Source organism: Peribacillus sp. FSL E2-0218 (assembly GCF_037992945.1).
GTDB classification, from domain to species: domain Bacteria; phylum Bacillota; class Bacilli; order Bacillales; family DSM-1321; genus Peribacillus; species Peribacillus simplex_B.
On record NZ_CP150304.1, the window covers coordinates 4637437 to 4663737 of the forward strand.

Here is a 26301-nt window from a genome sequence, read left to right on the forward strand (position 1 = left end):
TTATACATATCGATGTTATTTCTTTTATAATGAGGAAGATGGATGATAAAAGGAGGAACGAACCATGACACAACGATTCGAAGCATTAGTCGTAAACAAGCAAGGAGATCAGTTTACCGTAAATATCCAGCAACTATCACTTGATGACCTGCCGCAAGGCGAAGTGCTCATCCGTGTCCATTATTCTGGGGTCAACTATAAAGATAGCCTAGCCAGCATTCCGAACGGAAACATTGTCAGCACGTATCCGATCAGCCCAGGAATTGATATGGCAGGGGTCGTCGTTTCATCTGAGGATTCACGATTCCAGGAAGGGGACGAGGTCATTGCCACCTCTTACGGAATCGGCGTATCCCAATCAGGCGGCTACAGCCAATATGCCCGTGTTCCTGCGGATTGGATCGTTCCGCTGCCTGATGGCCTATCATTGAAAGAAGCCATGATCATCGGAACTGCGGGATTCACTGCCGCCCTCTCGGTTCTGCGCCTAGAAGAAAATAACCTTGCCCCTGATCAAGGCAGCGTTCTTGTTACCGGTGCGACTGGGGGAGTCGGCAGCTTTGCCGTCTCGATCCTTTCCAAGCTTGGTTACTCGGTGGAAGCAAGTACAGGAAAAGAATCCGAGCATGGATATTTAAAGGAAATCGGGGCGACGACGATTGTAGCTCGTAAAGAGGTCTACGACGGCAACCTGCGCACCCTTGGCAAACAAAAGTGGAGCGGTGCGGTAGATCCCGTCGGCGGTGAACCTCTAGCATCTGTCCTTAGCCAAATCAAGTACGGCGGATCTGTAGCGGTCAGCGGATTGACGGCTGGCACCAACCTCCCGGCCACTGTCTTTCCTTTCATCCTAAGAGGTGTTAATTTACTAGGAATCGACTCGGTCAATTGCCCGATGGAAACAAGATTGAAAGTCTGGCATCGACTTGCGACCGACTTTAAATTCGATCACCTGGAACAGCTCATTCAGCAAGAAATCACCCTTAAAGAATTGCCTGACGTTCTCCCGACCCTCTTAAAAGGCGAAGCAAGAGGCAGAACGATCGTAAAACTATAATCCAAAAAGTGACGCGGGCTAGGCCCCCGTCACTTTTCATTGTTCAAACAGCCAGGATCCCGTGGTGGGATGGATTACCGCGTGTTGGGAAGGAATACCGCCTGTTAGGACGGATTATACTCGCGTTCGGACGAATTACCGCATGTTCGGACGAATTACCACGTGTTCGGACGGATTACCGCATGTTCGGTCGAATTATCGCGTTTTTGGACGAATTTTACCCGCGTTCGAACGGATTTCTTGCAAACTCCCTTGCAGCGTTCTCCTTTTTAGGAAGATTGACGACATTAAACGGCTTATTTGCGTTATGCTTATCCAGAAAATACACAAAAAGGCCAAACCTCCATAAGGTTCAGCCACTTCTTTAATAGGTATTATAAATATTTTCACATTCAGTAGCTGTTGGTTCATAAAAGCAATGAAGCTTAAAGCGGCCGACTAGAGGCTGATTATACCAGGTAGGCGGGCAATCCCCCTCTGGCCTGAAATACCACAGGCTAAATTTCGAGGGCCATAATCTTTCCCCGCTTACACTTCGACGTGCAAGCCTTTTTTCCCTATCTCTTGCCCGTTGGTAAAAATACCCTTTCTGCACAGCCTCAAAGGCATGCTCCTGATAAACCATATCCGGAATCGTCCTCAGCCCTTTGAAGTCGGAGCAATTCGATCTAATCCGGTTGACTCCAACGTTCCCGATCATCAACATCCCTTGATCGCCTTCACCTTCACCTTCCGCTCTGAGCAATCTCGCCAACAGAGCAATGTCGGCATCAGTGTGCTTAACGACGGTCATCCAATCACCTCCACTTTTTTTATCCTATGCCCAGGAGATGGAAAGATGCTCCGATTTTAATAAAACCTTCATATGCCGTACACGTCCCATCAACAATCCAACCTTATACTTAAGGAAGGTTGGATGGCACGCGTGGCTATCATGGTATTTGGCGTAGGCGGGGCCAATACTTTTTGTACATAGACAACGGCGCGGATCGTGCCGTACCAAACTGTAGGCAAACTCAAGATTCATCGAGGCTGTTTATGGTTTTTGTGTTTGGAGCTTTGATTTTCGGTGCAGGTATAGATTGCATCGCAAGTGCTTCCATTCCAATAAGTAATTAAAAAGGCTTCGGAATGAGGCCATTCCGAAACCTTTTTGTGTGTCGTGTCCTTGACTTGTCCATTATGCCTTCGCTTCAAAAGCAGCTTCAAACGCCAAAGATACCTTTTCGAATTCTTCGTCCGATTCGATATCGAACAGTTCGCCTTCGCCCTCGACCCTGAAGAAGAAAATATCGATGTCTTCCTCTGTATCTTGTTCAATATCTTCAAGCAAACCGACTGCCACATATTCCGTTCCTTCTACATCCAATGAGCCTAAAACCTCAACTTCATGAGCCTCATCACTGTCATCTGTAAGTGTGAAAACCTCACCTTCACGAATGTTACCCATCCTATCTCTCCTCTCTTATCCATTCATAATGGAGTTGTTTCCATAGTATATCGGCTATTTCCTTCAGAAACAAACTTTTGCCCTGAAAACTAGGGAAATTCTTTTTCCGCTACTTAGAATCAATGCCAGCCAATGGCCTATACAGGATGACCCCTATCGTTCCAAACATTATGATCAATAGAAAAAATATTGAAAAACAGTTAAAAAAGGGAATCCAATTCCGAATAATGTTATATATTGAACTATTAATAAAGGAGGCTGTTTCATTGCCCGCAAAAAGAATCGATCATATTGGAGTTGTCGTAAGAGATCTTGAAAAGTCCATCACTTTTTATCAGGACGTGCTGGATTTAAAATTAAAAGCGCGTACTCCTCATACCAATGGTGTCATCCAACTGGCATTCCTGGGTTACGAGGAGTCGGAAGAAACGGAAATCGAATTGATTCAGGGGTATAGCGATACATTGCCATCTGAAGCGACGATCCATCATTTTGCCATTACCGTTGATGATATCGAAAAAGAATATGCACGAATCAAAAAACTGAATGACATCGAGCTGATCGACGAGGAAATCGTCACCCTTCCAAATGGCTACCGCTACTTCTACATATATGGACCGGAAAAAGAATGGATTGAATTTTTCCAAAGATAAATCGCATGCTAAAAAAGCAGAGTCCAGTCGACTTCTGCTTTTTTGCCCTTCACCCACGCTGCATCCTGGTACGCTGACTGTTTAGGTTCATCCGGACGATATACTCCGCGTCGGGACGATTCACCTCCAACTCGGACGGATTATTTCCACTTTCGGTCGGTTCATCTCCGACTCGGACGGATTTCTCGCGCGTTTGGTCGATTTATCCCCGACTCGGACGGATTATTTCCACTTTCGGTCGATTTATCTCCGACTCGGACGGATTTCTCGCGCGTTTGGACGATTCATCCCCCAATCGGATGATTTATCTGACGGATCGGATGGATTTTCGCGCAGTTTCGGACATTAAATGATGGGGTATCTCATTTCATCACCACAATTAAATAAAAGCCGGCTGTTACCAGCTTGACTTTTTGACACCCGGTACATGCCCCTTATGGGCAAGCTCGCGAAAAGCGATTCGTGACATGTTGAATTTGCGCATATATCCACGGGGCCTTCCCGTTACTCCGCAGCGATTATGGATCCTTGTCGGGGAGGAATCCCGGGGGAGTTTGGCCAATGCTGCATAGTCCCCTTTTTCTTTCAATTCCCGCCTGCGCTCCGCATACTTTTCAACCAGTGCCAACTGTTTTTGTGCTTTCACTACCTTCGATTTTTTCGCCATTTTTCAATCTCCTTTACGTTAACTGGTTCACATAAAACAAAATCATTACGATTTAAAAGCGATCATTTCGTTTCCCGATGGATCGTATGTTTCTTTAAGCGTGGACAATATTTCTTCAATTCGATTCGATCCGGATGATTCCGCTTATTCTTCGTTGTAATATAGTTACGGTCCCCTGTTTCCGTGCATGCTAAAGTAATATTCACTCTCATTTCCTTTTCCTCCTTTTTCCTTCTAATCACAACACCAAACGTAATGATTACGATTTAATCCCCTGATTTCCATCACTTTAAAAAGCTCCTCTTCATAATAAAACGTAATGATTACTATTTGCAAGTTTTTTTTATTCTTTTTATCGTTCAAATTCAGAAAAATCCTTCAGGCCTTGCATCTGATTTTTCCCGAACCAATAAAAAACCGAAGACAACCCCAATGCATTTCGAGTTAGTCTTCAGTCTAGAATTTTTATTATTTGATATTGAATTTCCCGACCATATCCTCAAGCTCTTCAGCCATGGATGAAAGCGAACGGATGGAGGAATCGACTTCCTCCATGGATGCCAGCTGTTCTTCTGTCGATGCCGCTACTTCTTCTGAGTTGGCGGCATTTTCCTGGGCGTGCGCCGTCATATCATTGGAAACCTGTGCCACTTCATCTATGCTTGCAGAAATTTGTTGGACACTGGCCTTGATTTCCTCGATTTTAGGTGTAATGCTTCTCGTACTGTCCAGGATTTGCGAGAATTTATTGGAAGTCTCGACAGATACCTTCACACCCTCCTCGGCATTTTCCATCACTTTTTTCATTATGTTCACTGAATCTCTCGTGTCGTTTTGCATGCCGTTAATCAAATCGGCAATCAGCTTAGTTGAGGTTTGGGATTGCTCAGCCAATTTCCTCACTTCCTCTGCCACAACGGCAAAGCCTTTACCATGTTCCCCAGCACGAGCAGCTTCAATGGCTGCATTGAGTGCCAGCAAATTCGTCTGTCCCGCAATTCCGGTGATGACCTCGATGATTTTTCCGATTTCATGAGATCGATCGGACAAGGAGCCGATCACCTGATTCGATTGATTGACGGATTCATGGATGAATCGCATTTGATTCAAGTTTTCCTCAACAAAATGACTGCCCTCTTCAGCTTGCATAGCAGATTCCCTTGATAATTCAGCTACACTGGAGGTACTGTCCGATATCCGAACGATTCCCTGGACAACTTCATTCAACGTTCCAAGACTGCCTTCAAGCTGTTTTGTCGTCTCCTCGGATGCCCCCGAAATTTCCTGAATCGATGTGGCCACCGTTTCAGCGGCAATGCTCGATTGATTAACACTTGAACTTAATTGTTCGGCAGAAGCGGCTACCATTCCGGCATTGGCTGAAATTGCCGTAAGTGTATCGCGAAGATGCTTGGTCATTTTTTCAAAGGATTGATTTAACTCATATAATTCATCCCTGCTCTTCAACTCTATTCTCTCGACCATCAAATTGCCCTCCGCTACCTGGTTGGCAGCAGCCCCCAGCTTTTTAAGCGGCTTGGAAATCAGATTGGCTGTCAGCCATCCAGCTGCAATCGCAAAGATAAAAGCAAATATGCTGATGATCATGATTTTGTCCGTCGCCTTCTCGGATTGCTCTTTCGCCTCTTTCACCTTCGCCTTGATGACGCCTTCGGTTGATTCATTTAATGCATAGGTTTGTTCACCCAATTTCGTACTGATCGGCACCACTTTTTCCTGGGCCAGCTTTTTTGCTTCATTTACGTCTTTAGCGGCAACCTCGATGAGCTTTGTGTTCTCCGCTATCCAGGCTGCATTCGATTCCTGAATGTCCTCCAGCTGTCGATCCGTTGCTGCCACCGACGAAATATCCTTTGCCTGCGCTATTAACTGATTGATTTTTTCATTGGAAGTGTACACATTTTCTTTCATCTCGGAGGTGCCGTATAAGAGATATCCCCTTATGTAAGAAACCTGGCGAGTGGCCTCGTTCTGGATACTTTGTGCGTTGGTGTTCACTTCCGTTATATTATCGATGATATAATCATAATCCCTATTCATTTCTTTCATGCTGGTGTAAGAAATGAATGCAGAAACCCCAAATATGATAGAGATGAGCATAGAGCTCATGATCAATTTTTTCTTGATGGAAAATTTCATTCCAGCCTTCCCCCTTTTCTATATAAACCACATCTTGCTTTTGCTTCCTTTCTGTTATTATCGGTTCATATGAAAAAAATTCTATCAGGGAGAAGAGAAATTGCGCACAAAAAAAGCTGATTGCACATGCAGCCAGCTTTTTTTTCCTCATTTATAAAACACTTTATCGACGTTGTATTTAGCTCGAAGTGTATTGATCATGTAGGTTTCGTAAATTTCGCGTTCCATGGGATCCTCGACGATAAGGATGTCGATTTTCTTCACTTCATTACGGTGGTCTTTAATCGGAGACACATTATCCTCGAAATGCTTTTTGACCCTTGGTCTCAGCTTACGAGCTTTACCGACGAAAATCAGTTCCTCGCGTTCATTGTAAAACAAGATGATGCCGCCTTTATCGCGGGGAATCAAATGAAAATCGATAAATCCGTATATTTCAGGAATGACTGCTTCGTCTCCCTCTATCACTTGTTTTCTTTGTTTAATGCTAATATCCGCTGCAGGGATTTCAATATTTATCATTACAATTCACGTCCTCTATTTGTATAAGCTAAGCACATTCAAATTCCTGTGATACAGCCCAATCGCTTTTTTCTTAAAGGTAAATGGTATCATAATTACGAACGAAAAGCCATGCATGCCGTAATGGGTTCGGGGTTGTTTGCCATTTTTCTTAACACATCACCATGAAATATAAAGAAGAAGACTCAATAAGAGTCTCCTTCTTAGTCGAAATATCCGTTACCACCTGTGAGCCTTTGCATTGCTTCTTAGGATAATGTTTGTTTGCGATACTTCCGTATGGCCATTAACTTGAGACTTCGAACGCTTAGGTCTTGTCCAATTATGGTGAAACTTTTGAGAATGTGGATCTAAATGATCTTTATAACTCATTCTGTGTCACCCCATCATTAGGATTTGGATATTTCAGCCGTGATAAGAATCCCTATCACTTGCTCTAGTATTTGATTTTTGCATCTCTTTCATACAACATTTCCTTCAAAATTCCAACTCAACCGACTTCCCCTTTGCCAGGACCTTCCCTTCACCATTGACCGCATCACTTGTCATGAAGGTAATTCCCGTCACATCCCCTTTTTTTACAATGAAGCCTACATTGCCGCTTTTCGTACCGTTCCCGGCCATTTCGCCGTTCAGTTCCTCCAAGTAGATATCATCCTCCCATGGAAGGTGTTCCCCGTTATTGGTTTCCAGAAAAGCGACCGGTGAGAACTTGATCTTTTTATCGCTATTGTTTTTGATATCAACCTTCACTTTTACGATGTCGAAATCCTCAGCATGTGTATAGCCATGAAAGAAATCAATCATGCTGTAATCCGGTGTAACGTGCATTACCTTCATTTCTTTGACCGTTACCTCGATTGGTCCAACATTGATTGCTTCGTTCACTTTTTTAAAGGCCTTCAATGTCAGTTCGCCCTTTGCATCCGAGACATCCTGGCCGATTTGGGTTAGCTTCCTATCATCAGGCAGCTGTGGATTCGGAACATAGACATCCTTCTTCACCAGTGGAGCGCCCATCTCCTCCGTTTTTTCTTTAGCCGCCTTTTCTTCAAATGCAGGTTGGGTATTAAGAGCCCCGAATGTGGTCAATATAAAGGCACCTATTATCAGTCTGTTCATGGAATCCCTCCCCGAAATGTTATTTCTGTTTCTTTAATAGCTCAAAGATGATCTTGGCATGATCCGTGTTATCGACCTGCCCGGCAAAACGTTCTTTATAAGGTCCATAAGCATAGACCGGTACATCTTCACCCGTATGTCCTCCGGTGGTCCATGCTGTATTCGTCCGGTTATCGAAAATTGCTTCTATGGCGTTATCGATGTTCGTGACATTTTTTGTTTCGGCCGCATCTGTTACCGACTTGATTTCCTCGCTCGTTAGCTTCAATTTCTTTTGATTGATGAATTGCTTTAAAGTCTTTTCAGCATCGGCCCCTTTTACGATTGCATCCGCCATGAAGTCCGGGGTGCGTTTGGCCGCCTTGATCGGTTCACCGTACCAGTTATATATACCTTTGGCACCGATCGAGAATCCTCCTGTTGAATGGTCTGCCGTTGCCACTACCAAGGTATGTTTGTCTTTCTTCGCAAATTCTATCGCCGCTTTATATGCCTTTTCAAAGTCCTCCATTTCACTCATGGCGCCAACGATGTCATTATCATGTCCAGCCCAATCGACTTGGCTGCCCTCGACCATCAGGAAGAACCCCTTCTTATTTTTATCCAGACGCTTAATCGCCGAATTGGTCATGTCTTTCAAGGAAGGCGTTTCACTTGGGCGATCGATCATTTTCGGGAGTCCTTCGGAAGCGAACAAACCTAGCACCTGCTCATTTTTATCCTTGAGCATTTGTTTCTTATCCGTCACATAACTATATCCGTCTTTTTTGAAGGCCTTCGCCAAATTGATGTCCGGGCGGACAAAATTGGATTTTCCGCCGCCTAAGAGGACGTCGATTTTATGCTTGCCCTTGATCAGCTCTTTATAATAATCGTCGGCAATCGAATTCATGTTTTTCCGGTTTTCATCATGAGCGCCAAATGATGCAGGTGTCGCATGAGTGATTTCGGAGGTGGCGACCAATCCAGTCGCTTTTCCTTTTTGCTTCGCTGCTTCGAGGACGGTTTTGACTTCGGATTTATCATTATCCACCGCAATCGCGGCATTATAAGTCTTCACGCCGGAAGACATTGCCGTTGCGGCCGAAGCTGAATCCGTAATATTTTGGGCAGCATCTTCCGGATATGTCATCTGCTGACCAACCAGGTATTTATCGAACTCTGTCCGTTCCGCCACCATGGTATTCGGGTTATTTTTTAAATACCGGTAAGCGGACGTATAGGAAACACCCATCCCGTCACCTATCATGAAGATGACATTCCTGATTTCCGGATCTTCATTCGACTTGCCCCTTGCCGATGCAGATTCTGATGCAGACCAAGTTAAACTTCCAACTGTCAGTGCCGATGCCAGCGTAAGCGGCAAAACCTTTTTACTCCATGTACGATTCAAATGAATGACCTCCCTTTAATGTTTGAATATTTAATTAAACTATAAAGGGCAAAAATGAACACAGTGTCAAGGGGATGTAAAAATACGGTAGGATTAATGTGAAGACAAAGTAAATCCAGCGCTTAATGGCGAAGCTCATTACACCGGCAGCATATTCTGATGAGGACAATAAGAAGCAAGCACTAAAGGTGAGGTGATAAATTCATGCCATAAAAAAAAGCGCTCCATTACAGGAGCGCCTTTCCCTCTTACTTCTTCACCGTTAAGCATTCCAAAGCCCGGGCCGCATTCTCCCTCGCTGCTTCGATTGAAGCAGCGGATGAGAGGGCAACGGCCACCCTTCTCCCAATCTTGGTGACTGGTTTTCCGAAGAGGCGCACCTCCGTATTCGGTAAAGCCAAAGCTTTATCAACACCAACGATCGAATATTCCGCCAACTCCTCGGACGCCTTTAATGGGCGGCTAGCGCCTGGGGTGATCAAATGGATTTCCGGGATGGGGAATCCCAAGATCGCTCGAACATGCAGGGCAAACTCGGATAAATTCTGTGTCACTAATGTCACCAGTCCCGTATCATGCGGACGGGGAGATACTTCGCTGAAATAGACTTTATCCCCTGAAAGGAAAAGCTCGACTCCGAATAATCCGTATCCTCCAAGTTCATCCGTAATGGCTAGGGCAATCCGCTTCGCTTCGTTTATCTGGGCTTCCGTCATATCATGCGGCTGCCACGATTCTATATAATCCCCGCCCTGTTGAATATGGCCGATGGGCGCACAATACAGGGTCCCGTTTACGGCTCGGACTGTCAGCAATGTGATTTCCGAATCAAAATGGATGAATTCTTCAATGATCACACGCGCATTTTGAACCCGGCCGCCTTCCATGGCGATTTTCCAGCACTCTTTTAGGTCAGCTTCCGTGCGGCACACACTTTGCCCTTTCCCAGAGGAGCTCATCAGCGGTTTAATGACATTCGGAAAGCCGATTTCTTTGGCAGCTTGGACAAATTCTTCATATGTATCAGCGAATTTGTAGGCGGCAGTCGGAATGTTCAAGGATTCGGAAGCCAGTCTCCTGATTCCTTCACGGTCCATCGTTAATTTTGCTGCCCTCGCGGACGGAATGACGGGAAAGCCCTCTTCTTCCAATTCCACCAATGCTGCAGTAGCGATGGCTTCGATTTCCGGGACGATCAAATCAGGCTGTTCTTTTTCCACGACTCCCCGAAGCTGTGCTGCATCCAGCATATTGATGACATGGCTGCGGTGGGCGACCTGCATGGCAGGGGCATGTTCATAACGGTCGACTGCCACTGTCTCCACCCCAAGACGCTGTGCCTCAAGCAGGATTTCTTTCCCCAATTCACCTGAGCCCAATAATAGAATCTTTTTTGATTTATACATTCAGCCTCTCCCCCTTCAAACCAATTATATACGAACTATAACATAAAAAATATAATTTTCATTCGTATTTATAGTAACTCACTCTGAAAATATGACTCAAATAATTAAAAAGTGACGGATTTACAATACCAACTTGACAACTAAGATTAATCGATTTATCCTTTTCCTTATAAGAAAAATAAATACGCTGACCAGTTAACTGGAGGCTCTCTATTCACCTGAATAGGGGGCTTTTCGCTTTCAAAAAAAGAAGGGGGCCAGACACTATGCAAAAGGAAAGGCTGGGCTGCAAATTACCTGAAAAAGAACGGAAGAATCATGGCCGATTGGAAGAGATGGAGCACCTTAACCTTCCAGACAGAATGTTCTTCCATTGGTGCCAGCAGCAATATGCCCTGAATAGAGGGGTTTACAATACGATCGATAATTGGTTCCATGCTTATGGCATCATCGATATTCTATACCGGCGGATCAATCTTTTAGCCTTTCTCGAATACGCATCTGATTCGGAACAAACGATAGGGCGGGCAAAACCGATAAAATTCGGCAAGGGAGGGCTAACGAAAAAGCTTCAGGATTTCATGGAAATGTAAACTGACTTCAAGCTTTCCTTCAATGAAAGCTTGGAATGTCGAAATTTGCACTACGAATATTTTTGTAAATGTAAGCGCTTTCTATTATAATGAATATAGGTTGGATGGCATGCGTGGCCGTCAAAGTATCTGGCGTAGGCGGGGCCGATACAGGCGCTAAAGAGGGTAAACTTCTTTACCGCAAAACGATTAGAGTACCTATCATTCAGGGGCTGCAATATCCTGGACCAATAATGGCGGATGACCGTTATTTTTTAGGCTTAATAGCGACTTATTTTTGCAATCGATAAGTAAAGCGTACCTTTACTTATTTTTTGCAGCAGCCCTCATCGTTTTATCTCAATAATCGATAAGATAAAAAGCTCTTCCCCCATCGACTGGGAGCAGAGCGTTTTTGCATGTTCAGCGTTTACATATACAAGCCTGCCAAGAAGATCCCAAGTGACTTTTGATAAATTTCATCGAACTGGGATATAGGAAGCGGGTTGGTTCCTTTACCAAGCTCAACGGTAAATCCCGGCCTCCGCCAGTCCTGAATGTACCAATCCTTATACCCTGCGTAACTATTGGCCGACTTGACGGGCTCATAGCCACTTACCCTCGCAAACTCATTGACTATCGTTTCAGACTCTGGCGGCTCCATATCTTCAAACCCCCAAAAAATGACCTCTCCTTGAGTATGGAATGCGAGGACTCTCGCAAAGTCGCGCTTTCTCGTTAGATTTGCCATCGCAATCGCTTCTGGCTGTGTAAGCGGCCCTGTTCCCGAATAATTGGCCGGGCCTGGTTCATTTACCATGTTGCGGGCCTGCTCCAGCTCCCATTTTGCGGGGAATTGATCGTTCAGATCGACGCCATTGATATTCGCCTTCCATCCGGAAAAGTCCTCGCTGCCACTATTCCATCCCACGAGCCTCGCTCTCAATGTCTCATCTGCCGGCGGGCCGTTTTGCACCAATTCCACTCCATCCGGGTTCACCATCGGGACGATCGACAGAAGCGTCTGTTGATAATAGGGCAACATGGAAAGACCGCGGATATCCGTTTGATTCGTGATTGCCAACACATAATCATTTAAAAAGGTCATGATCACTGGGGTCGTAATCCATTCATTCGCATGAAACGATCCATTATAATGAATGCGTTTATCCCCCTGCCCGATGAGGATTTCGGGGATATCCCTATTTAACACCGAGTCGCCAATCGGGGATGTTTGAATAAAAGGGTAAATGTTTTTCAGCCGTCCAATATCGGCAAGCAATGTCTCATAGTCATAGTTCTGATTCCCTTGTGTGAGCCTCCACGTAATCCTTACTGGCACATCAATCGTCTGGCCGACTTGCAGGGCATTCGGGTTGAGGCCAGGATTAACCGCAAATAAGGCATCCAATGAAAGATTACGTGATTTGGCAATTGCCCATAATGAATCCCCCCGCTTAATCTTATAAGCCGTCGACGTAAAGCCGGGAATTTTGATTCGCTGTCCTATCATGAGGCCCTGTGGATCGATTCCCCGATTGGAATCAATGATCAGTTGGTAGTTGACCTTGAATAATTGGCTATAATACCATATAGAGTCATTCTGCCTCACATAAACGTCCATATTGCACCTCCCCTTACCCATATGTGTATGCTCATTTTAATGAATTATGGCTAATGCACCAAAACCCGGCAGTGCCGCCCCATCCTGACTTCACAAAAACAAAGCAGGCATCCAATGGATGCCTGCTTAAACGGGTTACATATTACGCTTCTTGCGGGACCGCCAAGCCTAAACCTTCGGCGACGCGTGTTCCGTATTCTGGATCGGCTTTGTAGAAGTGGCCGATTTGACGAAGCTTGATTTCTTCCAATTCGACAGGCTTCATTGCGCCGACGATCGTTTCCACGAGGCGGGTTTTCTCTTCGGCACTCAATAACCGGTATAAGTCGCCCGCTTGTGTGTAGTGATCATCGGAATTATGGCCGACTTGGGCAGCTTGCCCAGTCACTTCAAAAGGAGCGACTTTATTTTCCGTTGATTCCACAGGACCGCCAAAGCTATTCGGTTCATAATAAACCGAGCCCTTGCCATTGTCATCTGCCCGCATGAATCCATCACGCTGGTAGTTGTTCGCCTCCACCTTCGGACGATTTACCGGAAGGTGGTTGTGATTCGCGCCAACACGGTAACGGTGGGCATCGCCATAGGCAAATAGACGTCCTTGAAGCATTTTATCTGGGGAGGCTTCAATTCCAGGGACGAATGTTCCCGGTGAGAACGTGGCTTGCTCCACTTCAGCAAAGTAGTTTTCCGGATTTCGGTTCAATTCCATCCGGCCAAGTTCAATTAACGGATAATCTTTTTGCGACCATACCTTCGTCACATCGAACGGATCGAAACGGTATGTGTCCGCATCTTCCAAAGGCATGATTTGAACATAAAGTTTCCATGCCGGGAAGTCTCCTTTTTCGATGGCATTGAAAAGGTCTTCCGTATGATAATCAGGGTTTTCGCCTGCTAGTTTTGCAGCTAGATTAACATCCAGGTTCTTGATGCCCTGTTCTGTTTTGAAGTGATATTTCACCCAAACGCCTTTTCCTTCATCATTCACCCATTTGAATGTATGGCTTCCGAAGCCATGTGTATGGCGAAGCGTTGCCGGAATGCCCCTGTCAGACATCAAGATCGTAACTTGGTGCAAAGATTCTGGCGAATGTGACCAGAAATCCCAAACTGCCGTTGGATTTTTCAAATGTGTTCTAGGATCTCGCTTTTGTGTATGGATGAAATCAGGGAATTTGATTGCATCGCGAATGAAGAATACCGGCGTATTATTGCCGACGATATCGTAATTTCCTTCTTCCGTATAAAATTTAACCGCGAATCCACGTGGATCACGTACTGTATCCGCGGAGCCCAATTCACCGGCCACCGTTGAGAAACGGATAAATAAATCCGTCTTCTTGCCAACACCATTGAAAAGTTTAGCTTTCGTATACTGAGAAAGGTCGTTCGTCACTTCGAAAGTGCCGAATGCACCGGCACCTTTCGCATGAACGACACGTTCAGGCACACGCTCACGATTGAAGTGGGCCAGTTTTTCCAATAAGTGCACGTCTTGAATGAGTACAGGACCGCGTTGGCCAGCCGTGATTGAGTTTTGATTATCCCCGACTGGTGCGCCCCAGCTTGTTGTAAGGTTTTTCTTATTCGTCATAATTGAACCACCTTTTCATTATTATTTATGTATATAATGATAAAGATTATCAAGAAAAAATCAATACTTATTTATAATAATTTTAATATAATAATCAATTCATTAATAGATTGATGATCATGTACCTGAACAATCCATTCCAAGGGTTTTCAATCCAATGCCACTAATGAATTCCTAATAATGGTATACGCCCCTTATCTGCGATATTCCTCCATGAAAATCGATTTTATCCATTCTCCTTCCAATGGCATAGTAATCGAGAAACAGGATGGCCAACCACGGGGCTATCCTGAAGCCCCTTTCGTTTTATGATTGGACCGCAGCCATTTTCACTAGGCATCCACTCTTTTATATGTGACAAAGCAGCCGCACCCCTTAATCTACTAGGGATATAGGGGATATACTGGTTTGTGTTCGCTCGGAAAATGAGATACTATTACGTTAAAATGTCCAGCCAATAAGACTAAGGGTGATATAGATGAATGAGCGGAAACAACTTGTAGTTAAATATGCACACGAATTATTTATTGAAAAGGGGTATCAAGCAACATCCATTCAGGATATTTTAGATTATAGCCGCATTTCGAAAGGAACATTTTATAACTATTTTTCTTCTAAAAGTGAATTGCTTAAGGCAGTCTTCGTTTCTGCCCAGGAAAAATTCGAAAAGGAGCGAAATGAACTGCTTATTGGACAAAATCTTGCAGATATTGAAATATTCATTAAGCAATCCGAATTGCAAATCCACTCCAATAAGAGTAGTAAACTATTTACTTTATATGAAGAGATCATGATTTCAAATGACACCGATCTGAAAAACTTCATTACACATGTTAAATTCCAAAATATACATTGGCTCTCAAGTCGGTTTCTCGAAATTTTCGGTGCCGAAAAAAAACCATATATACTGGACTGTGCCATCCTTTATTCAGGGATGATGCACCAAACGATCCATTTTAACGCGATGGCTAAGGAGCCTGATTTCAACCCTACAGAAATCATCCGATATTGTGTCGATAGGATTACAACCATTTTCGAAGATGTGAGCCGAGCCAACGCACAGCTTTTGGAACCGGATGTCATCAAGCAATGGCTGCCTGAAATGTTCCATACACAGCAGGATTTTCATACAGCACTCCTGAACTCTGCTAATGCCTTAAAAAAAATGATCTTCAAGCTTTGTCAGGATGATGAAGCAGAACGTGTAAAAAACCTGAAATTAATCCACTTTGTCCAAGAGGAGTTTCTACAAAACACCGATCCGCGCATCTTTCTCATTGAAAGCGCCCTGCTGTCTTTAAGTAACAACCCAAAGCTTAAGGATACGGAGGAATTGAGTACATTCGAAAAGATCGTTGCCAATAGCTAAGGAGAAGTGAAGCTGTATCGTGTGAGCTTGGCTTGATAATGGTGAAGCGAAAGAGGATTAATCCCCCTTTTGCCGGCAAACGGAGACTCCTATCATGGGGTCTTTTGCTTTTGGCAAAGGAATCGGCACCATGATTCTCTTTTTTTGTGACAATTCTGCAAACATATAACTGATTTCATGAAATTTTAGTATAATGGCTTGTAGTAGAGTGACTTCAGGAGGAGTTTTTCATGAATATAATCATGCGTTTTCTTATCAACGGGTTAGTATTGCTCGTTATTGACTGGCTTCTCGACTCCATCACGATCAAATCTTACGGTACAGCCCTGCTGGCGGTTTTCATATTATCCATCATGAACTTGCTGGTCAGACCCATATTACAGCTGATTACATTGCCGATCACCATCCTGACCTTCGGATTGTTTTCGTTCATTATCAATGCCTTCACATTCCAAATCACTTCCTACGTAGTCAGTGGCTTTGACATATATTCCTTTTGGGGAGCTTTAATCGGATCGTTGTTATTGAGTTTCATTCAAAGCCTGCTCATAAAAAAGAATAAAAAAAACCGTCAGTAGGCTGCTGGCGGTTTTTTCGCATCCGATCACCTTTCTTAACAAGCTTCGATATTTCCCGGGCTATTCCCCTATATTCCGCCAGCCATCACTAGCTGTATTCTCTCATTTTTGACAAACCAGAAGGAAAAAACGGGTTCCACCCATAATCTTACATATACATGCCATTTCCCCTGGAAATGAACATGAATCGATTTATGGAGGAATAACATGTTCAGAAAACATGAACCAAGATTTATCCTTTCCCTTTTATTCGTGCTTGCTTTCTTTATTCCCGTTCTTACCGGCGCCTCATCATCCGCAGCGGCTGGAGCTGGCTCTTTGTCCTCTCCTTATTCCGTCGCCCAGGCCATTTCCAATCAAGACGGCGCAATCAAGACGGTCTCTGGGTATGTGGTGGGTCAGCCAACTTCTGCCAATGTAGTCATAACGAGCGGCTACCCAAACGATTATGCCTTGGCATTAGCTGACAGCCCTTCGGAAACAAACATGACCAACATGGCGTATATTCAGGTTCCCGCCTCTTTTCGCCCTGAATTCGGATTAAAATCGAACCCTGCTTTAAAAGGGAAAAAAGTAACGATTACCGGTGTGCTTGGTGCATATTTCAGCCATCCAGGCATAAAGAATGTAACTGCGATACAATCAAGTGACGCTTCAGTTCCAGGGACACCAGGGGCGGGCTCATACTATGACACTGCGATTGGAAAAACAGGTTCTGCGCTAAAGAGTGCACTTCATGAAATCATCGATGACCATGATGAAATATCGTACGATAATGTATGGGGCGCTTTACGGGAAACCGATGAGGATCCGAATAACCCCTATAATGTCATTCTTCTATATACAGGCCGTTCTCAAGGAAAGACGGTGAATGGATCTGGCGTCAATGATTGGAATCGTGAGCATGTTTGGGCAAAATCACATGGAAACTTCGGGACCACTTTAGGACCAGGCACCGATTTACATCATCTTCGCCCAGCTGATGTTTCGGTCAACAGTACCAGAAACAACCTTGATTTCGATAATGGCGGTTCCGAACACTCGGAAGCGAAAGGGAACTATTATGACTCGGATTCATGGGAGCCGCGCGATAGCGTCAAGGGCGACGTTGCCAGAATGCTATTTTATATGGCGGTCCGTTATGAGGGGGATGGCGGGGAAATAGATTTGGAGCTGAATAATCAAGTGAACAATGGCACTGCCCCCTATCATGGGAAATTGTCCGTCCTGCTGCAATGGAATGCACAGGATCCAGTGGATGCCTTCGAGCGGAACAGAAATGAGGTCATTTATAATAAATATCAGCATAATCGAAACCCATTCATCGATCATCCGGAATGGGCCTCCGCCATCTGGCAATAATCATGTTAAAGGGCTGTTCCTTGAAAATGGGACAGCCCTTTCCACTTACGAAGTCTTAATTTTTAGAAAAATCACATATTTTAACTTTGTTTAAATAACAATATAATTGGATATTAATAAATTTACATGACGAATAATAAACTAGATTGCTTAAATGGTAAGCGTTTTCATTTTTTTCTTTACAATCTATCTATTAAAATATATTATTTAGTTGTAATATTATGTGAAAAATCAATAAATAATACGTAAGCGGCTCTACTAGTGATAAAATGCTAGATAGGAAGATGAAACTCCAACATAGAAAAGGGGAAAACTATGCAAAACTCCAAAGAATCTCAATTGCACAGAGGATTGGAAGAAAGACATATCGCATTAATGTCTCTTGGTGCAGCCATTGGTGTCGGTCTATTTCTAGGCTCGGCATCAGCAATTAAATTGGCCGGTCCTGCCATAATCATTTCCTATGCCATTGGCGGCCTCATGATCTATCTTATCATGCGGGCACTGGGAGAAATGGCGATAAAAAATCCGGTCGCAGGCTCTTTTAGCCGCTATGCGAGCGAATTTGTCGGACCTCTTGCCGGCTATATCACCGGTTGGAACTATTGGTTCGTTTGGATAGCCACCTGTATGGCTGAAATTACGGCGGTCGGGATTTACATGCAATTCTGGTTCCCTGGAACCCCGCAGTGGGCATGGGCTTTAGCCGCTCTAGCCATCATGACGACCATCAACTTTCTTGCTGTAAAGGCATACGGTGAATTGGAGTTTTGGTTCGCCCTCGTTAAAATCGTTACGATCATCCTTATGATCGTTCTTGGCTTTGGAATGATCATCTTCGGATTGGGGAACGGCGGAATCGCGGTTGGATTCGGCAATCTTGTGGAACACGGAGGATTTTTCCCTAATGGCATTTCCGGTGTCATGCTCTCTTTCCAAATGGTCATGTTCGCGTACTTGGGAATTGAAATGCTCGGTGTAACCGCCGGTGAAGTCAAAAATCCTGAAAAATCTTTAAAAAGAGCCATCGATACGGTCTTTTATCGTATTTTACTTTTTTACGTCCTAGCTCTTACGGTCATTCTATCGATCACTCCGTGGGATCAAATGAATGGTAAAGACAGTCCATTCGTGATGATGTTCGACAAAATCGGCATACCGGGTGCAGCAGGAATCATTCAGTTCGTCGTTCTGACTGCGGCCCTATCATCCTGTAACAGCGGTATCTTCAGTACCGGGAGAATGTTGTTCAACCTGGCGCAGCAAGGTGAATCACCTAAAAGCTTCGAGCGTACGACAAAATCGGGCGTTCCTGGCGTGGCCATTATCGTTTCGGCTGTCGTGCTTCTTTTCGGTGTCTACCTGAATTACATGGAAGCGGATAAGGTTTTCAGTTACGTTACAAGTGTCGCTACATTCGGTGCACTTTGGACATGGGGAACCATACTTATCACGCAAATCATCTCAAGGCGGAAAATGAGTCCGGGGGAAAAACAAGGCTTATCCTATAAGATGCCCCTTTTCCCATTCACTTCTTATTTAACGCTTGCTTTCTTGGTATTCGTAATGGTTATACTCGGCTTTTCGGCAGATACAAGAATCGCCCTGATCGTCGGTCCGATTTGGATCATACTGCTGGTAGTCTTGTATTATGTGACAGGCTTGCATAAACGAAAAAGATAAAGAAAGGGAGAGTGCCCTATCAAGTTTGGGCACTCTCTTTTTTTTACGCTTATTTTTCCCTTCTTCTTCTCATCACCCAGTGGACCAACAGACCCGCCATCCCTAAAATAACGAGGATCGGCAAGTTTCCGATGATAAATACGATGATTCCTGAACCGGCTTTAAGCAAAAGATTCGCACTTGTTGCAAGCTGTTTCTTCGTTCGCTCCCAAGTATTCAATTCCGCTTTATCAATGCCCGGTACAATGATGCCATCCTGTGCGAGCGTAATCGTGACCGTTGAATAGGACGTTTGGTTTTCCAAATATTTCATTTGCCCGGTCAGCTGCTCCATTTCTTCTTGAACCGCGGCAAGATCAGTGGATATTTTCAGCAGATCTTCCGTCTTTTCGGCTTCCTGCATGAAAGCGAGCAGCCGTTCCTCGACAGTCTTCTTTGACTTCAGTCTTGCTTTTAGATCCACATATTGCTCCGTTACATCCTGGCCGGTCACATTTCTTCCGACCACTTTCGAAGCTTCCCCTTCGCTAACGGCAAGAAAATCCTGAAAACGGGCTTCCGGCACTCGTACCGTTATCGTTCCCTCCATCTTTTCTTCATTTTCCCGGTACACATTGGACTCGACGACATAGCCTCCGTATTCCTCCGCCATCTCCTCTATCCTCTGCTGTACCTTTTCCAGGTCCTTTACCTTCCATTCAAGCTGAGCTTGATGGATGACCTTCCTCTCGGCCGTGATATCTTCTTGTTTCGCCACTTCTTCTTTCGGCTCCTTATCGCCGGAAAAGGAAGCATCCATTTTACTACTCGCCTTATCATCTCCCGATTCGGACACTGAATTATCACCTTCATTGTTGCTGCATGCCGCAAGCAAAAGGAACAAGCTGAATATAAGCATCATTTTTTTCCGGTTCATCGTCATTCCTCCTTTTCTTACTAGTACCGACGAGAATGATGGAAAAAAGTTACACTGCTTGCAGAGCTGTTTTTGCCTGAACCAAAAAACGGCGCCTTCGAGCTTTCCCAACACAAAAAAAGAGGGCGTCCAACGTATGCCGGAACGCTCCCCCTTTCTTCATTACTTATTGATATTCGTAATTCTGTGCTCGATCTCCGCTTTGATTTTTCCGCCTTTGAACGTTTCTTTCACATAGTTAACGAAGGCTTCTAGATCAGCGTGTCCAAATACACGTTCTTTTCCTTTCAGGACGGTATAGTTATCGCCGCCGCTTGCCATGAAGTCATTGACGGTCACTGTGTAGGTTTCGTCATCCTTGATCGGGGTGCCGTCCGCCTTCTTCAATAATGTGACACGCTCCGTGACCGGCTTACTGAAGTCAGCTGTATAGCTCAATCCTGAAATTTGCAGCGTTTTCGGAGCTCCTTCCACGATCCATTGCTGTTGAAGCAACGTTTTCACTTCCGCTCCTGTAAGCTCAAGCTTAACCAAGACATTGCCGAACGGCTGGATTTTCGCTAAATCAGAAAAAGTGACTTCACCCTTCGGAATGTCCGCACGAATTCCGCCTGGATTCATGAAAGCGAAATCGGAATTCAAATCGGCCTTCATTGAATCGGCGATTAAATTTCCAAGTGCCGTTTCCTCTGTGTAGGCATTGGTTCTTAAGATCTTCTCTTCCGTTGTCCCAAGCGGTGCTTTCAGCTCTGGGAACATATCCAAATAATCATTGATGAATTTTGTCGTCCCTGCATCAGCCGTGATGCCATCTTGTGTGACGGTCACGATTTCAGCGGACTTTTTGACAATATCCTTTGTCGCTGGATCGATTTCCAAATCGACATCTTCGAAAGCCGTCCCATAGGAATAAGCTTGGACAATCAATTTATTATCGACATAGTTGTTGACCTTGGCATGGTTATCACCGGCTAAGATCACATCGACTTCATCATCAACGGCTTTAGCTAGTTCAGCCACTTCACCTGTGATGACTCCGTCTTTTTCAGTGCCTGGGTCATGCGAGATGATGACGATCGATTTGACGCCTTTTTCCTTCAATTCAGCAACCGCCTTATTCACGGCAGGTGCCTGTTCGATGAATTCCACATTCTTAATGCCATCGGGGCTGACTTTCTGAGGTGTCGCATTCGTGACCACTCCGATGAAGCCAATATCAATTCCGCCGACCTTTTTTATGACATAAGGATCCAAAATGGGCTTTTTTGTATCCTTATATACAACATTGGCAACCACATATGGAAAATTCAATTTATCAAACACGACATCGGAGGTAGGTGACTTGCCGCCATTGATCTGGGCCATCAAGGTTTCCACCCCTTTATCGAACTCATGATTCCCGACGGTGCCGACATCGAATTTCATATCATTCAAAAATTGAAGCGTCGGTTTATCCTGGACCAAAGAAGATACCGGGGAACTTGCCCCGACTGCATCGCCTGCCGATAGTAAAAGAGTATTCGCAGGGTTTTCCGCTTTACGCTGCTTCAGGTGCGCTGCCAAATAATCCGCACGCCCTTGCTTGATGCCGCCAAAATCGGAGGTCATATCGAGTTGGCCGTGAAAATCATTAATACCGAGCAATTGCACTTTGACATTTTCTTTTCCTAGATTGAATTTGTAAATGCCGAAGCCTTTATCGTCCTTTTTCCCTGTATAAGAGATCGGGCTGTTTTCATTTAAATATTCCGCACCCTTTGGCGATGATGGGAAAGTCACATTCACCTTGCCGGAAATCGGGGCAATCGACCAGTTATTATCAGCGGTTGGATTGATTTCACCCTCTTGCGTGATGTAATCCATCAAGATTTGGCGATTTTCGTCCGCAGAATCGACTACATACTCGCTTCCCTTCACTCCTGGGAAGTTACCCCCGCCTGAAGCGCGGTAGTTATTCGTCACGACGATGAAATCCTGGTTCGGATCGATTGGTTCACCGTTATATTTCAACTCGGCAATCCTGCTTGAATCCGACACCTTCGTTCCTTTTTCATCATAGCGCGGAGCCTTGGTGACATCGATTTGATAGGTTACTCCGTCGATGACGTCAAAATTATAGACGGCAAACTTTCCATTGAGCAATTCCTGCTCCTCAGTTTTGGCAGGATCGATCGTATTATATTTCCCTGCCGACATCTCAAGCCATTCCTTAACGACGGAACCTTTGATTTTGATAGCCTTTAACGTATTGTCATATAAATATAAATCACCGGCGCTGCGAATGGTCAGACCGCCTTGTTTGATATCCGTGAATTCCTCGACTCCATTGCGTCCCGCTTTAAAAGGAGCCCCTACAGAAAGGATCGGAAGGTCTTTGTATTCTGGACGGTTGTTTTTGATGTATTTCTCTACATACCATTTCTGGGCGCTTGTCACGACTTGTACGGAAGGATCATCCTGTACAAGGGCGAAGTAGCTATGGATCGGTGCTGTAGTCGTTCCAATCGGTGTATTGACATACTTGATCGTACCTTCGTGATCCTTTTTGACCGCTTTGACGACAGCCGGATCTTCAGCCGCTTTTTTCCCTGTCACTTTGTCGTTGATCGCGCGTGTTGATGAATCCGAATGAACGACTTTCCATTTTCCTTTGATATTCTGGATATCCAGGTCGATGATGCCCAGATTACTGCCGCCATATCCCGCTTGAACGGCCGGCACCCCATTTATGGTCCCTTTTTTATTATCGACACCTTTGAGGACCTTGCCTTGGCCATCCTTAAATAGACTGTCTAACGACGCTTCATCTTGTGCCGGAAAGACTTTATGTGTATGGGAGAACGTGATTGCATCGATACCGGAAACCTTGCTTAATGAATAGATGACATCCTCGGTATTCTTGGTGTCGCCATTGAATCCGGAGTGTGTAAGCGCCACGATCACATCCGCACCCTTTTTCTTCATTTCAGGAATATACTTGTTCGCAGTCGCGATGATTTCTTTCGTAATGACCTTGCCTTCAAGATTCGCTTTATCCCAATCCATGATTTGCGGCGGAGCGAATCCGATATAGCCTATCTTTACCGCTTTTTCATTCCCATTGATATCCTTTACCTTCTTGGTGACGATTTTATAAGGCGTATATTTATTTTTATCATTTTTCGGATCTTTGTCTTTATCTTTTTTATAGATATTCGCATTGACATAAGGGAAGTTTGCATCGTTGATGGCTTCGTCCAAATAAGATAAACCATAATTGAATTCGTGATTGCCGAATGTGGCCATATCATAATCAAGCAGGTTCATCGCTTTATAGACAGGGTGGACCTCGCCCTTTTTCAGTGGTGCTATCTTCGCTTTATACGTACCTAGCGGCGTGCCTTGAATAAGGTCGCCATTATCCACCAACACACTATTCTTCACTTCTTTTCGTGCTTGCTTGATCAAGGTCGCCGTGCGGGCAAAGCCGACCGATTCCGATGCGGCATCTTTGTAATAATCATAGCCCATCAGGTTCGTGTGTATATCGGTCGTTTCCATGATCCTCAATTCGAATGGTGCATCTGAAACGGAGGTTGCCAGACTGTTTCCGAAGTTGCTCGTATTGCCGTTATACTTGGAAACCACCGATACCTTGACCCAATCACCCGATTGGTACGAGTTGAAGTATGCAGAGAATTTTTGGGCCGATTTAATATCCGTCTCAATGGCTGACTGTGAAACGACCTTCGTCCCATGCATCAGCTGGAAGACAACGCTTTCATTTCCTTTGTTGCCTTTTTTCGGGGTGACGGTTACAGTCGCCTTGGTCCCTTTTGCGTAACTAACGGCAGGAGCCGATATGACGAATGGTTTGGCCGCCGGCTTTTTGGATGCCTCTTTGGCCGATGTCTCCCCCGGCACGGCAAATGGAGCCGTAATCAAACTTACAGCAAGCATAGGGGCGAGCATTTTTTTAACTTGAATCTTGAACGACATACTTCACAACCCTTCTAGTTTTGTAAAATGCTAGAATAATATACCATGATTTTGTCGAAAAAACGTCACATTTTGCGGTAATATTTAGAATCTTGGATAATTGGTACTATTTATCTATTTATTTTCACATTTTTGGCACCTTTTACCGGTATTTTTTGCCAGAATCCATGAATTACTTGGGGAAAAAGTCGCTTCAATATGGGCGAACCAAGCGACAAATAGCTTTTCAAGCATAATTTGACCAGATTGCCATTCGAGTCTTGCAACCTCAAAAAAACCGCAGGAAAATTACTCCTGCAGCCTGACACTCAATGAACCTGCAAATGCCGCTCGATCAAGCTTGCGGATACCGGCTCGATCCCCAGCTCCCTCGACCAGATGGACAACTGTCCGATATGGTGGATTTCATGCGCTATCAGATGGTTCAATATTCTGTTCTTATCATATAGCCGGCCGCCCATCCAAGCTGGTTCAATCATTTCATGCCCATCATCGAATGAAGGAGATTTCAAATAACCTATCACTTCATGGTGGTAACGCTTGGATAATTCCTCCACTTTTTCGATGGTAGTATAAGCATCCAGGTTTATTTCGACATCCGCCTTCCCCTGTATAGCCCGGATCCAGCTGCATTCGACATCGATAATATGGGCCAGCGTCCGTAAAATGGTGCCCACCCCTCCCGTTCGCTGCCGGTTAAGTTCCTCATTCGCCAAGGGCCGGCACCATTCGATCCACTCATTTCGCACCTGCCAGTTATACGTGAATAATGTCAGCATTCCACTCCCCCTCATTCACTTCAGCCCTTCGTATCGGTAATAATCCTGGCGTTGAATCGTCTTGAATCCGCAAGATTCATAGAGTTTCAACGCATGATCATTCGTTGCCTCGACCTCGAGGAAAATATCATATCCGAGCTGGGATTGTTCGGCCACAAGCTTTTTCAATACCTTTCTGCCAAGTCCCCTTCCCTGATATTCCGGCAGGATGGAGAATCCATAAATCCAGGCTTCACCGCCTGAGTGATCAACACGGATCTTACCGACCGCCCGGCCATCCTTTTCAATCATCATCGTTTTCAACGTATCCTCGTAGAGAATGCGCTGATAATAATCCCGTGCCTCTTTTTCCGTAAAATGAAAGCAGTGGATATCCAGCAGGATTTCCGTTTCTTCATCGTTTCTCCGGGAAGGGCGAATGACGACATCTTCATATTCACCCAGCTCCATTTGGGCCCATTTCATTTGATATTCGGAAAAAGCAAGCTGACATGGCACCTGTGCCAAAAAACCTTTTCCGGAAGGTGATTGGGCGGGTGAATTCAAGATGATCAACTTATTTTCCCGCTTCATTGCACTTCCTATGGCCTCTTCCATCATATTTGTGAAGATTCCCTGCCTCCGGAACTCCGGATGCACCATCCCGCACATCTCGATTTTGTTCCCAAAATCATAAAGGCCAAGAAAACCTACCAGGTTCGAGCCAACATAATGAAAAAAATCATTTTGATGAACACCATTACGACTGCGAAGAGTTTCCCAGTTCAGCTTTAATGTGAACTCACTCCTTTCACATTCCTCTTGGAGAATTCGAATATCTTCCAGCTGTTTTTCTTTCAAGATTGTCACCCCTTTTCCATACTATCAGTTTATTACAAAAAATAAGAAAAACAGCACCCCTTTATGGGATGCCGCAAAGTTTTTGTAAGTTTTTTGAAAATGTTGTTTTTTTAAAAGTATTTTCACTTTAATTCATAAAACTAAAATCGTACAAGAGGAGGATTTCACATCTAATTCCATGGACGGATGAATTATTGTAGTAAAATGATTCCATTTGAGGATTATTTTTTACCTATTTTATGTTATATTCCAAATAATGGTTGAGTTTTTTTATTTGACTATATAAGGAGGGATATTGAGACACATTAGACCCATTTCTTTATACCCGAATTCCGGATTCCCTTTCACAAGAACCCGAAACTCGGTTTTACCACCTAGCACATGACGTCCTGAGGTTATCGTTTCGTTTTATGAGCGGACTTTTTTAAGTTCTCTACGTCCGTTGTCAGTTCTTTTAATTGTTTACCGAAGCGGAAGAGCAAAAACATAGAAACGACGAATGGATAGCCAAATTCGCTAACTAATGACACCCACACAGTAGCATCCTCAATCATCATCCTCTTCACCCCATTT

25 protein-coding genes are annotated in these 26301 nt (G+C 44.5%); 8 read left to right on the forward strand and 17 right to left on the reverse strand.

What is annotated here, in order from left to right; translation table 11 throughout:
• Window positions 1-64 precede the first annotated feature (64 nt).
• Complete coding sequence (locus MHI53_RS22440; protein WP_340372332.1) at window positions 65-1057, forward strand: acryloyl-CoA reductase; 993 nt, start codon at window positions 65-67, stop codon at window positions 1055-1057.
• A 364-nt stretch (window positions 1058-1421) separates the two neighbouring features.
• Here the strand turns inward: MHI53_RS22440 and MHI53_RS22445 are convergent, their stop codons facing one another.
• Both MHI53_RS22445 and MHI53_RS22450 read right to left on the reverse strand, forming a co-directional pair.
• Window positions 1422-1850, reverse strand: a complete 429-nt coding sequence (locus MHI53_RS22445) for a cell wall hydrolase (RefSeq protein ID WP_340372333.1) — start codon at window positions 1848-1850, stop codon at window positions 1422-1424.
• Window positions 1851-2237: 387 nt separating this feature from the next.
• Window positions 2238-2507 carry a DUF1292 domain-containing protein gene (locus MHI53_RS22450; protein ID WP_061143927.1) on the reverse strand — a complete coding sequence of 90 codons (270 nt, stop codon included), beginning with the start codon at window positions 2505-2507 and terminating at the stop codon, window positions 2238-2240.
• A 266-nt stretch (window positions 2508-2773) separates the two neighbouring features.
• Here MHI53_RS22450 and MHI53_RS22455 point away from each other — a divergent pair, with 266 nt between their 5' ends.
• The gene (locus MHI53_RS22455) at window positions 2774-3160 is read left to right on the forward strand and encodes a VOC family protein (RefSeq protein WP_311316494.1); all 387 of its coding nucleotides are present in this window, start codon (window positions 2774-2776) and stop codon (window positions 3158-3160) included.
• A gap of 397 nt (window positions 3161-3557) precedes the next feature.
• On the opposite strand, the gene rpsN is transcribed toward MHI53_RS22455, so the two are convergent.
• The 8 genes from rpsN to purT all read right to left on the reverse strand — a co-directional run bounded on the left by rpsN (window position 3558) and on the right by purT (window position 10430).
• The gene (gene rpsN, locus MHI53_RS22460; RefSeq protein WP_061143926.1) at window positions 3558-3827 is read right to left on the reverse strand and encodes a 30S ribosomal protein S14; all 270 of its coding nucleotides are present in this window, start codon (window positions 3825-3827) and stop codon (window positions 3558-3560) included.
• Window positions 3828-3889: 62 nt separating this feature from the next.
• Window positions 3890-4039 carry a 50S ribosomal protein L33 gene (rpmG, locus tag MHI53_RS22465; RefSeq protein ID WP_064462478.1) on the reverse strand — a complete coding sequence of 50 codons (150 nt, stop codon included), beginning with the start codon at window positions 4037-4039 and terminating at the stop codon, window positions 3890-3892.
• A 256-nt stretch (window positions 4040-4295) separates the two neighbouring features.
• The gene (locus MHI53_RS22470) at window positions 4296-5987 is read right to left on the reverse strand and encodes a HAMP domain-containing methyl-accepting chemotaxis protein (RefSeq protein WP_340372334.1); all 1692 of its coding nucleotides are present in this window, start codon (window positions 5985-5987) and stop codon (window positions 4296-4298) included.
• Window positions 5988-6134: 147 nt separating this feature from the next.
• The gene (locus MHI53_RS22475; RefSeq protein ID WP_185113145.1) at window positions 6135-6515 is read right to left on the reverse strand and encodes a nucleotide excision repair endonuclease; all 381 of its coding nucleotides are present in this window, start codon (window positions 6513-6515) and stop codon (window positions 6135-6137) included.
• 213 nt (window positions 6516-6728) lie between these two features.
• Entirely contained in the window at window positions 6729-6881 is a 153-nt protein-coding gene (locus tag MHI53_RS22480; protein ID WP_081092541.1) for a YpzG family protein, read from the reverse strand.
• A gap of 105 nt (window positions 6882-6986) precedes the next feature.
• Window positions 6987-7631, reverse strand: a complete 645-nt coding sequence (locus MHI53_RS22485; RefSeq protein WP_061143922.1) for a DUF4352 domain-containing protein — start codon at window positions 7629-7631, stop codon at window positions 6987-6989.
• Between the two features lie 19 nt (window positions 7632-7650).
• The gene (locus MHI53_RS22490; protein WP_340372335.1) at window positions 7651-9024 is read right to left on the reverse strand and encodes an alkaline phosphatase; all 1374 of its coding nucleotides are present in this window, start codon (window positions 9022-9024) and stop codon (window positions 7651-7653) included.
• A gap of 248 nt (window positions 9025-9272) precedes the next feature.
• Window positions 9273-10430, reverse strand: coding sequence for a phosphoribosylglycinamide formyltransferase 2 (purT, locus tag MHI53_RS22495; protein WP_061143920.1), 1158 nt, complete (start codon window positions 10428-10430; stop codon window positions 9273-9275).
• A 266-nt stretch (window positions 10431-10696) separates the two neighbouring features.
• Here purT and MHI53_RS22500 point away from each other — a divergent pair, with 266 nt between their 5' ends.
• A complete protein-coding gene (locus tag MHI53_RS22500; RefSeq protein WP_340372336.1) occupies window positions 10697-11023 on the forward strand; it encodes a hypothetical protein in 327 nt (108 codons plus the stop codon).
• A gap of 113 nt (window positions 11024-11136) precedes the next feature.
• Complete coding sequence (locus MHI53_RS22505; RefSeq protein WP_185113140.1) at window positions 11137-11313, forward strand: hypothetical protein; 177 nt, start codon at window positions 11137-11139, stop codon at window positions 11311-11313.
• Window positions 11314-11432: 119 nt separating this feature from the next.
• Here MHI53_RS22505 and MHI53_RS22510 read toward each other — a convergent pair whose 3' ends face one another.
• Together MHI53_RS22510 and katA are read right to left on the reverse strand one after the other, a co-directional pair.
• Entirely contained in the window at window positions 11433-12626 is a 1194-nt protein-coding gene (locus tag MHI53_RS22510; RefSeq protein WP_340372337.1) for a M14 family metallopeptidase, read from the reverse strand.
• 142 nt (window positions 12627-12768) lie between these two features.
• Window positions 12769-14223 (reverse strand): catalase KatA, encoded by a 1455-nt coding sequence (gene katA / locus MHI53_RS22515; RefSeq protein WP_061143917.1) that lies wholly within the window; start codon window positions 14221-14223, stop codon window positions 12769-12771.
• A gap of 478 nt (window positions 14224-14701) precedes the next feature.
• Between katA and MHI53_RS22520 the strand changes: the two genes are divergently transcribed.
• The 4 genes from MHI53_RS22520 to MHI53_RS22535 all read left to right on the forward strand — a co-directional run bounded on the left by MHI53_RS22520 (window position 14702) and on the right by MHI53_RS22535 (window position 19215).
• A complete protein-coding gene (locus MHI53_RS22520; protein WP_340372338.1) occupies window positions 14702-15592 on the forward strand; it encodes a helix-turn-helix domain-containing protein in 891 nt (296 codons plus the stop codon).
• Between the two features lie 230 nt (window positions 15593-15822).
• On the forward strand, window positions 15823-16170 hold the full coding sequence (locus tag MHI53_RS22525) for a phage holin family protein (protein WP_061143915.1): 348 nt from the start codon (window positions 15823-15825) through the stop codon (window positions 16168-16170).
• A 207-nt stretch (window positions 16171-16377) separates the two neighbouring features.
• Window positions 16378-17532, forward strand: a complete 1155-nt coding sequence (locus tag MHI53_RS22530; RefSeq protein WP_340372339.1) for an endonuclease — start codon at window positions 16378-16380, stop codon at window positions 17530-17532.
• Between the two features lie 315 nt (window positions 17533-17847).
• Window positions 17848-19215 carry an amino acid permease gene (locus MHI53_RS22535; RefSeq protein ID WP_100533544.1) on the forward strand — a complete coding sequence of 456 codons (1368 nt, stop codon included), beginning with the start codon at window positions 17848-17850 and terminating at the stop codon, window positions 19213-19215.
• Window positions 19216-19264: 49 nt separating this feature from the next.
• On the opposite strand, the gene MHI53_RS22540 is transcribed toward MHI53_RS22535, so the two are convergent.
• The 5 genes from MHI53_RS22540 to MHI53_RS22560 form a co-directional block, all read right to left on the reverse strand.
• Window positions 19265-20131, reverse strand: coding sequence for a DUF4349 domain-containing protein (locus tag MHI53_RS22540; protein ID WP_340372340.1), 867 nt, complete (start codon window positions 20129-20131; stop codon window positions 19265-19267).
• Window positions 20132-20293: 162 nt separating this feature from the next.
• Window positions 20294-24109 carry a bifunctional 2',3'-cyclic-nucleotide 2'-phosphodiesterase/3'-nucleotidase gene (locus MHI53_RS22545; RefSeq protein WP_340372341.1) on the reverse strand — a complete coding sequence of 1272 codons (3816 nt, stop codon included), beginning with the start codon at window positions 24107-24109 and terminating at the stop codon, window positions 20294-20296.
• A 308-nt stretch (window positions 24110-24417) separates the two neighbouring features.
• Complete coding sequence (locus MHI53_RS22550; protein ID WP_340372342.1) at window positions 24418-24888, reverse strand: DinB family protein; 471 nt, start codon at window positions 24886-24888, stop codon at window positions 24418-24420.
• Between the two features lie 15 nt (window positions 24889-24903).
• Window positions 24904-25737 (reverse strand): GNAT family N-acetyltransferase, encoded by an 834-nt coding sequence (locus MHI53_RS22555; RefSeq protein ID WP_340372343.1) that lies wholly within the window; start codon window positions 25735-25737, stop codon window positions 24904-24906.
• 386 nt (window positions 25738-26123) lie between these two features.
• Window positions 26124-26258, reverse strand: a complete 135-nt coding sequence (locus MHI53_RS22560) for a YvrJ family protein (protein WP_232732473.1) — start codon at window positions 26256-26258, stop codon at window positions 26124-26126.
• Window positions 26259-26301: the final 43 nt, after the last annotated feature.